General features: G+C 49.1%; 11 protein-coding genes and 1 pseudogene. 9 read left to right on the plus strand and 3 right to left on the minus strand.

Annotation, left to right across the window (positions count from 1 at the left end; genetic code table 11):
- Window positions 1-53: 53 nt before the first annotated feature.
- From DFR27_RS05190 to DFR27_RS05210, 5 genes and pseudogenes are all read left to right on the plus strand, one after another.
- Window positions 54-1,034, plus strand: a pseudogene (locus DFR27_RS05190) (malate dehydrogenase); the annotation flags it as partial.
- Window positions 1,035-1,213: 179 nt separating this feature from the next.
- Window positions 1,214-1,693, plus strand: coding sequence for a thioredoxin-dependent thiol peroxidase (gene bcp, locus DFR27_RS05195; protein WP_121876606.1), 480 nt, complete (start codon window positions 1,214-1,216; stop codon window positions 1,691-1,693).
- Window positions 1,690-2,472 (plus strand): exodeoxyribonuclease III, encoded by a 783-nt coding sequence (locus DFR27_RS05200; RefSeq protein ID WP_121876394.1) that lies wholly within the window; start codon window positions 1,690-1,692, stop codon window positions 2,470-2,472. Before bcp ends, DFR27_RS05200 begins: the two co-directional genes overlap by 4 nt.
- 52 nt (window positions 2,473-2,524) lie before the next feature.
- Entirely contained in the window at window positions 2,525-2,863 is a 339-nt protein-coding gene (gene yajC, locus DFR27_RS05205) for a preprotein translocase subunit YajC (protein ID WP_121876395.1), read from the plus strand.
- A 65-nt stretch (window positions 2,864-2,928) separates the two neighbouring features.
- Window positions 2,929-4,281, plus strand: a complete 1,353-nt coding sequence (locus DFR27_RS05210; RefSeq protein ID WP_121876396.1) for an alanine/glycine:cation symporter family protein — start codon at window positions 2,929-2,931, stop codon at window positions 4,279-4,281.
- Here DFR27_RS05210 and alr read toward each other — a convergent pair.
- The gene (alr, locus tag DFR27_RS05215; RefSeq protein ID WP_121876397.1) at window positions 4,253-5,323 is read right to left on the minus strand and encodes an alanine racemase; all 1,071 of its coding nucleotides are present in this window, start codon (window positions 5,321-5,323) and stop codon (window positions 4,253-4,255) included. The two genes, DFR27_RS05210 and alr, sit on opposite strands and share 29 nt — an antisense overlap.
- Window positions 5,324-5,397: 74 nt before the next feature.
- On the opposite strand from alr, the gene DFR27_RS05220 reads away from it, so the two are divergent.
- Both DFR27_RS05220 and cysB read left to right on the plus strand, forming a co-directional pair.
- A complete protein-coding gene (locus tag DFR27_RS05220; protein ID WP_121876398.1) occupies window positions 5,398-6,285 on the plus strand; it encodes a 5'-nucleotidase in 888 nt (295 codons plus the stop codon).
- A 67-nt stretch (window positions 6,286-6,352) separates the two neighbouring features.
- Window positions 6,353-7,324: an HTH-type transcriptional regulator CysB gene (gene cysB / locus DFR27_RS05225; RefSeq protein WP_121876399.1), complete on the plus strand. Its 972-nt coding sequence runs from the start codon at window positions 6,353-6,355 to the stop codon at window positions 7,322-7,324.
- Here the strand turns inward: cysB and pabB are convergent.
- Both pabB and ppsR read right to left on the minus strand, forming a co-directional pair.
- The gene (gene pabB / locus DFR27_RS05230) at window positions 7,310-8,710 is read right to left on the minus strand and encodes an aminodeoxychorismate synthase component I (protein ID WP_121876400.1); all 1,401 of its coding nucleotides are present in this window, start codon (window positions 8,708-8,710) and stop codon (window positions 7,310-7,312) included. The genes cysB and pabB overlap by 15 nt on opposite strands.
- A 29-nt stretch (window positions 8,711-8,739) precedes the next feature.
- Window positions 8,740-9,561 (minus strand): posphoenolpyruvate synthetase regulatory kinase/phosphorylase PpsR, encoded by an 822-nt coding sequence (gene ppsR, locus DFR27_RS05235; protein WP_121876401.1) that lies wholly within the window; start codon window positions 9,559-9,561, stop codon window positions 8,740-8,742.
- Between the two features lie 132 nt (window positions 9,562-9,693).
- On the opposite strand from ppsR, the gene ppsA reads away from it, so the two are divergent.
- On the plus strand, window positions 9,694-12,063 hold the full coding sequence (gene ppsA, locus DFR27_RS05240; RefSeq protein WP_121876402.1) for a phosphoenolpyruvate synthase: 2,370 nt from the start codon (window positions 9,694-9,696) through the stop codon (window positions 12,061-12,063).
- 109 nt (window positions 12,064-12,172) lie between these two features.
- Window positions 12,173-13,114, plus strand: coding sequence for a LysR family transcriptional regulator (locus tag DFR27_RS05245; protein ID WP_121876403.1), 942 nt, complete (start codon window positions 12,173-12,175; stop codon window positions 13,112-13,114).
- Window position 13,115 lies beyond the last annotated feature (1 nt).

A 13,115-nucleotide genomic window follows, 5' to 3' on the forward strand; every position in this document is an offset into this window, starting at 1 on the left:
GCTGGGTAGAATATGCCCGCTTGAAACAACCTGACCAATAATGGAGTCAAACCGTGAAACAACCAGTACGTATTGCAGTAACCGGCGCGGCCGGTGGTATCTCATACAGCCTTCTTTTCAAAATCGCTGCGGGCGAAGTACTCGGCTCTGATCAGCCAGTAATCCTTCAGCTACTTGAAATCACTCCTGCTATGGACGCGCTTCGCGGTGTCGCCATGGAGCTTCAAGATTGTGCTTACCCTCTTTTACAGGGTGTTGTCCTGTCTGACGACCCAACAGTAGCGTTCAAGGATGCAGATTACGCGTTCCTTGTAGGCGCTCGTCCACGCGGTCCAGGCATGGAGCGTAAAGATCTATTAGAAGCTAACGCCGCTATTTTCTCGGTTCAAGGTAAAGCGTTGAACGATGTAGCGAGCCGTCAGGTTAAGGTACTTGTAGTTGGTAACCCAGCAAATACGAACGCATTGATCGCAGCGCGTAACGCGCCTGATCTTGATCCTACGCAGTTCACGGCAATGACTCGCCTTGACCATAACCGCGCCGTAGGCCTTGCTGCGAACAAAACTGGCTTCGCGACACCTACTATCAATCGTGTAACTATTTGGGGTAACCACTCTGTTACACAGGTTCCTGATCTTTATCACGCTGATGTTGCAGGCGAAGAAGCTGTGGATGCTGTGGGTGAAGACTGGTACAAGAACACCTTCATTGAGACAGTTCAAAAGCGTGGCGCAGCCATCATCGACGCACGTGGTGCTTCTAGTTCGGCTTCAGCGGCTCAAGCGGCAATTGATCACATGCGTGATTGGGCGCTTGGTACCTACGAAGGCGACTGGGTCAGCATGGCTATCCCATCAGATGGTTCTTACGGCGTAGCAAAGGGTATTATCTACTCGTTCCCGGTTCGTTGTGCGTTTGGTCGTTATGAAATTGTCCAGGGTCTAGAAATCAACGATTTCATCGCTGGCAAAATGAAGGCGTCAGAGCAAGAGTTGATTGAAGAGCGTGATGCAGTGGCTTCGTTGCTGCCTGCTGAAACTGAAGCTCATCTTGAGAATGTTCAGATTGCTGATCGTAGCAACCGTGAGCTCAATGCTCGTGGTCTAAACGCTGATGAGAAAGCCGTATTTACCGAACGTTTCTAAGCTCGGATTTACACGGTAAACTAAACGGCGAGCCACTAGGCTCGCCGTTTTTCGTTGGAGATAAGATGATGGAATACCCTAAGATTGATGAACGTGCCCCAAATTTCAAACTGCTTAACCAAGCCGAAGAAACACGCTCGCTAGCGGATTATGCTGGGAAATGGTTAGTGCTCTATTTTTATCCGAAAGCAATGACCCCAGGTTGTACCACTCAAGCTTGCGAATTACGCGATCATAAAGCTGAGCTTGACGCGCTAAACGCGGTGGCAGTTGGTTTGAGCCCGGATGCAACAAAACGTTTAACCAAGTTCACTGAGCGAGATTCACTAAACTTCGACTTGCTTGCCGATGAAGATCATGCCGTGGCGGAAGCCTACGGCGTGTGGGGGCTTAAAAAATTCATGGGTAAAGAGTATGACGGCATCCACCGTACAACCTTTATCATCAATCCTGAGTCGAAATTAGTTCAGGTAATGAATAAGTTTAAGACTAAAACTCATCACGATGATGTCCTTGAGATGCTCGCAGCGTTGCAGGAGAACGTGTGACTACCATCACCTCGCTAAATTGTAATGGTCTACGTTCGGCGGCCAGAAAGGGGCTCTGGGCCTGGGTGAAGGAAAACTCCCCAGATGTATTATGTCTGCAGGAAATCCGCATTCAGCATCACCAATTGCATGAAGCAGATGGCTTTCCCAAGGGATACTTTGCCTACTATAACCCTGCGGAGCGTCCAGGCTATGCGGGTACGGCAATTCTCAGCAAACAGAAGCCTGAACGAGTGGTGTTTGGTGCGGGATGGCAACGCGCAGACTCCGAAGGTCGCTGGACTGAAGCGCATTTCAGTACAACGGTGGTGGTATCGCTGTATGTTCCTTCAGGGTCTGGATTGGGTGACAAACAGCTCGCCAAGGAAGCGTTCATGGCTGAACTTCAGCAGCGTATGTCAGCGCTTAAGTCAGTGGGTAAGCGCGTTGTAATCTGTGCGGACTGGAACACCTGTCATCAAAATGCGGATATCAAAAACTGGAAGGCCAATCAGAAGAACAGTGGTTTTCTTCCAAGTGAACGTGCATGGTTAGATCAGTTGATTACCGAGGAAGGGTGGCGAGATTGTTTCCGCGACCTGCCTCAAGAGCCTGATACTTATAGTTGGTGGAGTAATCGGGGTAGGGCATTCGAGAATAACGTTGGCTGGCGTTTAGATTACCAGTTGATAAGCCCTACCGACAACACCGGCCTGTCGAAAACCTTTATTGATCGGGATGCGCAGCTGTCGGATCATGCTCCCGTTACACATTGGTACCAATGGGAGCTTTACCCCTGAAGTCTAATTGATATAATCGCAACATCATTAATTCACCAACAAAGAGATAATTATGAGTTTATTAATACCTGAAGCAGTAGCACAAGATGGCGCACCCCAGCAGGGCGATCCAATGATCACACTTTTGATGTTTGGTGGTCTATTTGTGTTCATGTGGTTCTTCATTATTCGTCCACAGCGTAAGCGTCAAAAGGAGCACAAGGCATTGGTTGATTCACTTGCCAAAGGTGCCGAAGTCGTCATGACGAGCGGAATGCTTGGTAAGATTACAGCCGTTGACGATGAGTATGTAGTGGTTAAATGTGCTGACAATGTAGAACTTAGCTTCCAAAAAGTTGCCGTTCACGCAGTGCTTCCAAAAGGTACTATCAAGGGTATCAATCAAGCTTAATGCTTGGCCCAAGAAGAGCGGCTCTTGTCGCTCTTTTTTTATAATTATAAAAAATAGGTAGTCATATGTTAGAGACTTTCGTTGGTCTACTCCAAAGCTTAAACGCAATTGTTTGGGGGCCGCTTACTATCATTCTCATTCTAGGCACCGGCTTTTACCTCATGCTGGGTCTTCGCTTAATGCCTATACGTAAGTTGGGTTATGGCTTCAAACAGCTGTTTTCGGGCAAGAAGACGGGTGCTACAGGTGAGATTTCCCCTTTCAATGCGCTGATGACGTCGCTTTCGGCCACCATTGGTACGGGTAACATTGCCGGCGTAGCCACGGCAATCTTTGTTGGTGGACCTGGGGCGCTCTTTTGGATGTGGTGCACAGCCTTGGTTGGTATGGCCACAAAGTATAGCGAAGCCGTACTAGCGGTGACCTATCGTGAGAAAGATGCTGAAGGTAAGTACGTTGGTGGACCAATGTATTACATTCGTAATGGCCTGGGTAAGAAGTTCCTTTGGCTGGCGTTTGCCTTTGCGTTCTTGGGGACTTTTACGGGTTTTGGAATTGGTAATACGGTGCAGGCTAATTCAATGGCCGCGGCGTTAGAGAATTCATTTGGCGTTGAGAAATGGATTACAGCGGTAGTGCTTGCTTCCGCGGTCTTCGTAGTACTAATTGGTGGCTTGAAGCGAATCTCAGAGGTGGCCGGTAAGATTGTCCCCTTCATGGCTATTGCCTACTTGTTCGCCGGCCTAACGGTTTTGATTCTAAACGCAAGTGCGATTCCTGCGGCATTCTCTACCATCATTGAATCAGCCTTTACGGGGCACGCTGCAGCAGGCGGTTTTGCTGGAGCTGGCATTATGCTGGCGCTGCAACAGGGTGTTGCTAGAGGTATCTTTTCTAATGAGGCAGGTCTAGGTAGTGCGGCGATCGCGCACGCCGCTGCGCAAACTGATGAACCTGTTCGTCAGGGTGTTATTGCGATGCTTGGTACTTTTATTGATACCATTATCGTTTGCACAATTACTGGCCTAGCTATTGTGGTAACAGGTGTATGGAGCGGTGGTGATACCGGTGCCGTGCTAACCTCCCAGGCGTTTGATCACTCGCTAGCATTTGGTGGTGATATTATTGCCTTAGGCTTAATCGTCTTTGCATTCACAACCATTCTTGGTTGGTCCTACTACGGTGAACGTTGTGCGCAATACTTGTTCGGTACCCGAGTAATCATTCCATTCCGACTGCTTTGGATTGCCGCACTACCGTGTGGCGTACTGTTGGAACTTGATGTTGTTTGGCTGTTAGCTGACACACTTAATGCAATGATGGCGTTTCCAAACTTAATTGCCTTGCTATTGCTATCGCCCGTAGTGTTTAAGGCAACTCAGGCATACTTTAATTCGCTGGATCGTGATAGCGAATAAGTACCCGAGACGTTAAGTTTAGTAATAATTCGTAGGCAATGGTTTCGGCGTTCTCTGCAACGTCGGCCACTGCCAACGATTTCCCCCAGATTTCCGCCTCATCACCTACCTTGACTTCATCGTTACCAATATCAATGGTGGTTAGGTCCATAGAGACGCGGCCAACAATAGGATAGCGCTTGCCGTTAATCAAGATGGGTGTTCCTTGCTTAGCATGACGCGGATAGCCATCACCATAACCAATCGCAATGACTGCCACGCGGGTGTCCTTATCGGCTGTCCAAGCTTGCCCGTAACCCACCGACTCACCCGCAGCCACTTTGTTGATAGCAATCACTACGCTTGTTAAGGTCATGACGGGCTCACCATCAAAGGGAATCTCTTTTGCCGGGCTAACGCCGTACATCAGCAGGCCAGGTCTTATCCAGTCCCGATGACTTTGAGGGTACCGTAATACCGCAGCGCTATTCGCAATACTCTGAGGATGATTTAGGTTTTGGGTGGCTTGGTCGAATCGATTAAGTTGCGCTAGGCTGAACTGGTTGTCGAGCTCGTCCGCATTAGCGAAATGCGTCATCGTGACCACGTCGCTAACAATAGGAAAGGTTTCGAGTTCCGCAACGATGGCGGCAAACTCAGTGGTAAATCCAAGTCGATGCATGCCGCTATCAAACTTCGCCCAGACCCGAATTGTGTTGCCTTGGCTTAAACCGGCTAAGAGTTGAACTTGAAAAGCTTGGTGTACTACGATGTCCAATTGATAAGTCTGAGCGAGGATCAGCTCGTCAAGATCAAGTACACCACTGAGCAAGACAATAGGTTGCGCGTAGCCAGTATCACGTAACAGAATAGCTTCTTCGATACGAGCAACGGCTAAGGCGTCACAGCGCGCGAGACTACCAACGATTTGTTTTATTCCATGACCATAGGCATCCGCCTTAACCACTCCCAAGATTTGAGCGTTAGGGGCGAGTGAGGCAATGAGATCAAGGTTCCTTCTCAAGGCTCCTAGATCGATGTTAGCAACGACGCGTGGAATCATTTTGTAGTACTATATGGATTGTATGCCGACAGTTTAACTAATCTTTATTTACTTTGGCTAGAAGGATTATCAGGATGAAGGAATTACCTACAAGACCGCTCGTGATTGGTGTTACTAGCCGAAGCCTTTTCAACCTCGATGATAGCCACACCATTTTTGAACGGGATGGGGTAGAAGCCTTCGCTGATTATCAGATTCAGCATGAGGAGGTTCCACTTTCACCCGGTCCTGCCTTTGCGCTAGTACAAAAATTTCTAAACTTGATCGTTGACGGGAGCCCTTTGTGTGAAGTGGTGCTGCTGTCAAGAAATTCCATGGATACCGGTCTTCGGGTGTTTAACTCAATAGATCATCACGGTTTAAAGATTACTCGTGCGGCATTTTGCGGGGGTAACGAGCCTTGGCCTTACGCTCGGGCTTTTTCCTGTGATCTCTATCTATCAACTGAAGCGGCTGACGTTCGGCGCGCGCTTGAGGTCGGCCTGGCCGCGGCGCAGTTGATTGGCGATCATAAAGTTGCCGACTCGCCCGAAGTACGCATTGCCTTTGATGGCGATGCTGTCGTGTTTTCCGATGAGGCTGAACGCGTCTTTCATAGTGATGGTTTGAACGCGTTTCAGGACTCCGAGGTTGCCTCAGCTCACGTACCTCTGACAGCGGGACCATTCAAGGAGTTTCTGTCGGCGCTACATGCGTTGCAGGCGCACTATCCACCTAACAAGTCCCCAATTAAGACGGCGCTGGTTACCGCGCGATCGGCACCGTCTCACGAGCGAGTGGTTCGTACCTTACGCGAGTGGGGCATTCGAGTGGACGAAAGCGTTTTCCTGGGCGGTTTGCCAAAATCCGCTTTTTTGGCCGCGTTCAACGCCGATATCTTTTTTGATGATCAACGTGTCAATGTTGAAACAGTGGGCAGTGGAGTGGGCGCTCATGTCCCCTCTGGTATTAAGAACGAATAAAAAGCTTGTTTCGTTATACCATTTGGATATATAAAGATGATAACTAACTTATCGTCTCGAGGTCCTTGTGAAGCTACAGCAACTGCGATATATCTGGGAAGTCGCCCATCATGACTTAAATGTCTCGGCCACCGCTCAAAGTCTCTTCACGTCTCAGCCCGGAATTTCAAAGCAAATCCGAATGCTTGAAGATGAATTAGGCGTAGAGATTTTTAGCCGCTCTGGCAAACACCTAACGCGAATCACTCCAGCGGGTGAAGCAATTTTACTTGAAGTTGGCGAGATACTAAGCGGCACCCAGCGTATCAAGCAATTGGCCGAAGAATTTTCCGATGACCGCAAAGGTGTCCTGTCTATTGCTACAACCCATACACAGGCTCGCTATGCCTTGCCTGGGCCCATCCGCGCGTTTATTAATCGTTATCCGAACGTAACCTTGAATATGAACCAGGGTACACCAATGCAGATCTCGGAAATGGCGGCCAACGGAACGGTCGATTTTGCTATTGCGACTGAAGCCATCGCGTTGTTCAATGATCTGGTAATGATGCCTTGCTACCGTTGGAACCGTTGCGTGCTAGTGCCAAAGGATCATCCGCTCGCTAAAGTGAAGCGTTTAACGCTCGAGGATGTGGCGGCGTCACCAATTGTGACTTATGTGTTTGGTTTCACAGACCGCTCCAAACTTGATCGTGCTTTCAAGGAGCGTGGCCTAGATCCCAAGGTGGTGTTCACAGCCGCTGACTCGGATGTCATCAAAACTTATGTTCGCCTTGGTTTGGGTATTGGCATTATTGCAGAGATGGCGGTGGATGAGCAGGATACGGATTTAGTGGCCTTGGATGCCAGTCACCTCTTCGAAAGTAGTACCACGAAAATTGGCTTCCGCCGCGGTATATTCTTAAGGAAGTATATGCTTGAGTTTATCCGGGAGTTTGCGCCACATCTAAAGCCAGACTTGGTCATGGCGGCAAGTAAGGCCAAAAGTACGGCGGAGATCGATGATCTCTTCAAGGATGTAAGGCTACCCGTTTTCTAACTCTTGGTCGTGCTCAAGCTCGCCACCTAGGGCGCTAACAAAGGCTCTAATCTTGTTTCGGGACTCGGCTTGTTCGGCGTTTGCGTTGGAGTCCGCAACAATGCCTCCGCCGCCCCAGATATGAAGCGCGTCTTGATCTTTAACAAGCGTACGGATAGCGACGTTAGAATCTAAGTTACCGTGACTAGAAAGGTAGAAAATTGTCCCGCAGTAAGCTGAGCGACGAGTAGACTCCAACTCCTCGATGATCTCCATGGCGCGAATCTTAGGCGCACCGGTGATACTCCCGCCTGGCAACGTAGCTTCTAACAAGTCCACGGCATCATACTGCTCATCAAGCTGCGCTTTTATCGTACTGACTAGGTGGAAGACGTTAGCATACGGTTCCACATCAAAAAGTTTGCTTACTTTGACACTACTTGGCTTGGCAACACGACCAATATCATTCCTCAATAGGTCAACGATCATTAGGTTCTCCGCGCGATCCTTTTCGGAATTAACCAAAGTTTCCTTGGCGGCTTGATCGGCGGCAGGATCGTCAAAGCGAGGCATCGTACCTTTTATGGGTTGAGTGGTAATCTCGCTATTCTTCAATTGGACTAGTCGTTCAGGTGAAACACTAATCACTGCTTGATCGTCAGAAACTGGAATCAGTGCATTAAAGGGAGATTGCACCGAACGTTTCACGCGTTTGTAGATCGCTAGTGCGGATTCACTGTAGGTGGCTGAGAAGCGCTGGGTGTAGTTCACTTGATAACAGTCACCCGCGTTGATGTAACCATGAATCGCTGCTATCGCCTTTTGGTATTCAGCGAGAGAGGTTGAAGCAGTCCAAGTTCGTGGTTGAACGTTGTCAGAAAGCACTTCAACTGCTGAATCGCAACGTTCGCGATACTGCTGAACCAAATTCATAATCTGTTGGTGAAGTTTATGGTCTTGTACCGTTAGCCAGGCACGATGACTTCCATGGCATTGCACTACGGCCCAGTCATAGCGAGAGACAAAGGCAGTTGGAATCGTAGGGTTATGCTTGTCACCAATTGGGCAAATGGCATCGAGCACCTGGTTGACGTCGTAGCCAATATAACCAATCAGCCCACGAGTGAATAGCCGCGCCTCGCGATCTTGCTGTGAGCTTTCGGGCTGATGAAGCTTGCGGAGTAGCTCAAAGAACTGTGCCGGACTGTGACAGCTGAGCTGATCATCTTGGGTGAGCTCTAAGCGCTCAGGCCATAAAGCTAGCGTGGCACTTGGCCCAGCAGTGATAATGTCATTGTTGGCACGCGAGTGATTTGCGCCGTCGAGTAACATCGGTTTACCTAGCGGAGACAGAATCTCAAACCAGTCGGTTGCATCGTCAAAATAAGGTAGCTCGAGGTTACTCAATTAATTCTATCTCCGATAAAGCGCAACGACTAAAGCATCTTCCGCTTGATCCCGACTTCGGCCAGAATCCGGGTGGAAATTTCCTCCACCGAGTGATGCGTCGTATTAATACTAGGTATACGATGCTTGCGATAGATAGCTTCCACCATCCGCACTTCGTCAGCACACTGCCGCAGACTAGAGTAGCGACTATTAGGGCGTCGTTCATGACGGATGGCCGCTAGGCGATTAGGCGCAATAGTCAGACCGAACAGTTTGTGTCTATACGCTTGGAGAGGCCGGGGTAGATTGAAATTATCGGCATCATCTTCAGTGATGGGATAGTTAGCGGCTTTGATTCCATATTGAAGGGCCAGATACAGGCAAGTCGGCGTTTTACCGCAGCGAGAGACGCCAACTAATATGATATCCGCATCGGCGTAGTTCTTAATTTGGGCGCCATCGTCGTTATCAAGTGAATAATGGACTGCGTCCATTCTGCTCTGATATTTTTGTTCGTTGGCAATATTATGGGTTTGCCCCATCTCATGATTTGAAAGCGCGCTAAGTTCCTTCTCGATAGGCCCCAAAAAGGCATCAAAACTATCTAGCATCAACGCGTCAGCGTTTTGAATGATAGCCCGAATCTCGTCACTAATAATGGTTGAAACTACGATTGGCCGTTCGTCACCGCGCTTTGATTCGTTAATCATCGCAACCGCTCGATAGGCCTTCTCTGGCGTATCAACATAGGGGAGCGAGAGTTCTTCGAATTCAATGGCTGGAAACTGAGTGATCAGACTGCGCCCCACGTTTTCGGCCGTGATGCCAGTTCCATCCGAAACAAAGTATGCATAGCGTTTTGTAGTCATGTAGTCGGTTTCCCATAAACCCGATGTATGGATTGCAGAAATGTATAGATTAGTAGCGCTATTAGCAAGTGGAATAACTGCACTATAATGTCCCCATACACTATAGATGACTCCACACAAAGAGGTGCTCCCGTGGCTGATAATGTGCTTTGGTTTAACGAATTGAATATGTCTGACGTTGATCGCGTGGGCGGCAAAAACGCCTCACTCGGTGAGATGATCAGCAATTTAGCTAACGCTGGTGTCAACGTCCCAGGTGGCTTTGCAACCACAGCAAGTGCATACCGAAGCTTCCTGATCGATACCGGTCTTAAGGCCAAGATCGACGCGGCACTCGACGCGCTAGACGTTGAAGATGTCAACGAGCTTGCGCGTGTCGGTAAACAAGTACGGGAATGGGTCATGGAGCAAAAGCTTCCTGACAGCTTAGAAGTGGATGTTCGTAAAGCCTATGACGAACTCGCTGTCAATGGTGTGGATGCGGTAGTAGCGGTACGTTCATCCGCCACAGCAGAAGATCTTCCCGACGCGAGCTTTGCCGGGCAGCAGGAGACTTTCCTCAATATTCAAGGTTTCGCTAATGTTATCTCAGCGATGCGCGAAGTCTTCGCCTCGCTTTTCAATGATCGTGCCATTGCCTACCGAGTTCACAAAGGCTTTGATCATTCTGAAGTGGCGCTATCGGCAGGCATTCAACGTATGGTTCGTAGTGAAACGGGTGCCGCAGGTGTCATGTTTACAATGGATACCGAGTCTGGCTTTAATGACGTAGTGTTCATTACCTCAAGTTACGGTCTGGGCGAAACCGTGGTTCAGGGTGCAGTAAACCCGGACGAGTTCTTCGTACACAAGCAAACCTTGGCGGCTGGGCGCCCGGCAATTATTCGCCGAACGCTTGGTTCCAAGATGATTAAGATGGTTTATGGCGCTGCAGCAGAAACTGGCCGTTCAGTTGAGACCGTAGGCGTCGATATTGCCGAACAGCAGCAATTTTCGTTGACCAATGATGAAATTGAATCGCTGGCCAAACAGGCGATGATCATTGAACAGCATTACGGCCGTCCTATGGACATTGAATGGGCCAAAGACGGTGATGATAATGGCTTGTACATTGTCCAAGCTCGCCCTGAGACGGTTAAATCTAGAGAGAATATCAACCAACTCGAGCGCTATGTGATCAAGGAGCAGGGCACTATTGTTGCTGAGGGTCGCTCAATTGGTCAGCGAATTGGCCAGGGTAAGGTTATTAACATCACTGATCTATCACAAATGGATCAAGTGGAGCAGGGCGACGTACTGGTCACTGATATGACGGACCCTGACTGGGAGCCCGTCATGAAGCGTGCTTCGGCGATTGTCACTAATCGTGGTGGACGAACTTGTCACGCCGCAATTATCGCGCGTGAGCTCGGCATCCCGGCTGTTGTTGGTTGTGGCGATGCAACCAAGGTCCTCAACACGGGTGATGAGGTTACCGTGTCCTGTGCTGAGGGCGATACCGGCTTCATCTATTCTGGCTTACTTCAGTTTGATATTAACCGCAGCGATTTGGCCGCGATGCCAGAGCTTCCTTTCAAGATCATGATGAACGTTGGTAATCCAGATCGCGCCTTTGACTTCCAAGGTCTTCCTAATGCTGGTGTTGGTCTGGCTCGCTTGGAATTCATTATCAATCGAATGATCGGTGTCCACCCTAAAGCTCTGTTGAACTACGAGCTTATGGCCGCCGACGTGCGCGAATTAATTGATGATCGTATGGCTGGCTATGAATCGCCGGTTGAATTTTACGTTCAAAAGCTTGTTGAAGGTATGAGTACCCTGGCGGCATCGTTCGCTGATCAGCCAGTTATCGTTCGTATGTCAGATTTTAAGTCTAATGAATATGCTCACCTAATTGGTGGTATGGACTTCGAACCTGTTGAAGAAAACCCGATGCTTGGCTTCCGTGGCGCTAGCCGCTACTTGGCGCCGAGTTTCCGCGACTGCTTCGATCTAGAGTGCCGAGCTCTTAAGATTGTTCGCGAAGATATGGGTTTCAAGAATGTACAGATTATGGTGCCGTTTGTTCGTACCGTCAGTGAAGCGGCCGACGTGATTGGCCTGCTGGCTGAGAATGGTCTGGAGCGTGGGAAAGACGATCTGAAAGTCATCATGATGTGTGAGTTACCCGCTAACGCGTTGTTAGCCGATCAGTTCCTGGCGTACTTCGATGGCTTCTCTATAGGTTCAAATGACCTCACGCAGTTGACGCTTGGTTTAGATCGCGATTCAGGTTTAGTCGCGCAACTGTTCGATGAGCGTAATGATGCCGTTAAAGCGCTCCTAAGCATGGCGATTAAAGCCTGTAAGGATCAAGGTAAGTACGTTGGTATCTGCGGGCAGGGGCCAAGTGATCACATTGATTTCGCGCGTTGGTTAATGGAGCAGGGTATTGATTCGGTTTCTTTGAATCCCGATTCCGTCCTTGAAACATGGCTTTATCTCGCAGACAAAGACGCCTAGTGTCACCCAAGTACCCACACGCTTGCTAGTTTGTGGGTACGCTATCGCTTGCATTGCCCAGAAACTGGGCTTATGGCATACTTCGGTGACTGCTTTTAGGATCTAATCTATGAATATTTCTCGTGTCGACCTCAATCTTCTGGTGTATTTCGATGTATTGCTGGAGGAGAAGAACGTCACTCGTGCTGGGGCGGTGTTAGGCATAACCCAGCCTGCGATGAGTAACGGTTTACGTAGGTTGCGCGAGTTATTCGATGATCCGTTGCTGGTCCGCACTACTGAGGGCATGACACCCACGGAAAAAGCACTCTCTATTCAACCGCGTGTCCGCCACATTCTTACCGAAATAGAACAGGTACTTCAGCCTACTGAAGGTTTTGAGCCCGAATTTTCTAGCCGAATGTTTCGAATCATCGTGGGCGACTACGCTGAGTCTACACTCATTCCCGAGGTATTGAAGCGACTTCGCCGCGAGGCTCCGAACGTGGTGCTTGACCTACTCACACCAAGTGACGCCTCAATCAGTGACTTGGAGCAGGGCAAAGTTGATTTGGCCATTAATCGTTTTGACGAATTACCGCAGAGCTTCCATTCTGTGGTTGTCTGGCGTGATAGTTTTTCCTGCTTAATGAGTGCTAATAATCCTTTGTCGGAAAACCTCAATTTGGACAGCTATCTTGACGCCCAGCATATTTGGGTAAGTAAGACAGGTGTTGGTAGGGGTACGGGTATCAATGTTGAGAATTACAACAAGTTGGGTTGGGTAGATAGAGCCGTTGAGAAGGCGCGACCGGGTAGTCGGCGTAAGATTGCCATTTTCACTCGTCATTATCAGATGCCAGGAGTGCTAATAGCCCGTGATGATTTAGTGGCTACACTGCCAACGCGCGTTGCGAAACGTCACCACAATGATGGTAGTTTCTTTGTCTCTGAGCCACCGTTTTCCATTCCACCCATTGAACTGAACATGGCATGGTCACCGTTACTACAACATAATCCTGCCCACCGTTGGCTTCGTAGATTGATTATGGATGTCGCGAGTACCCTTTAGC

Origin of the sequence: Umboniibacter marinipuniceus, assembly GCF_003688415.1 — a bacterium.
In the GTDB taxonomy this organism is placed as follows: Bacteria; Pseudomonadota; Gammaproteobacteria; order Pseudomonadales; family DSM-25080; genus Umboniibacter; species Umboniibacter marinipuniceus.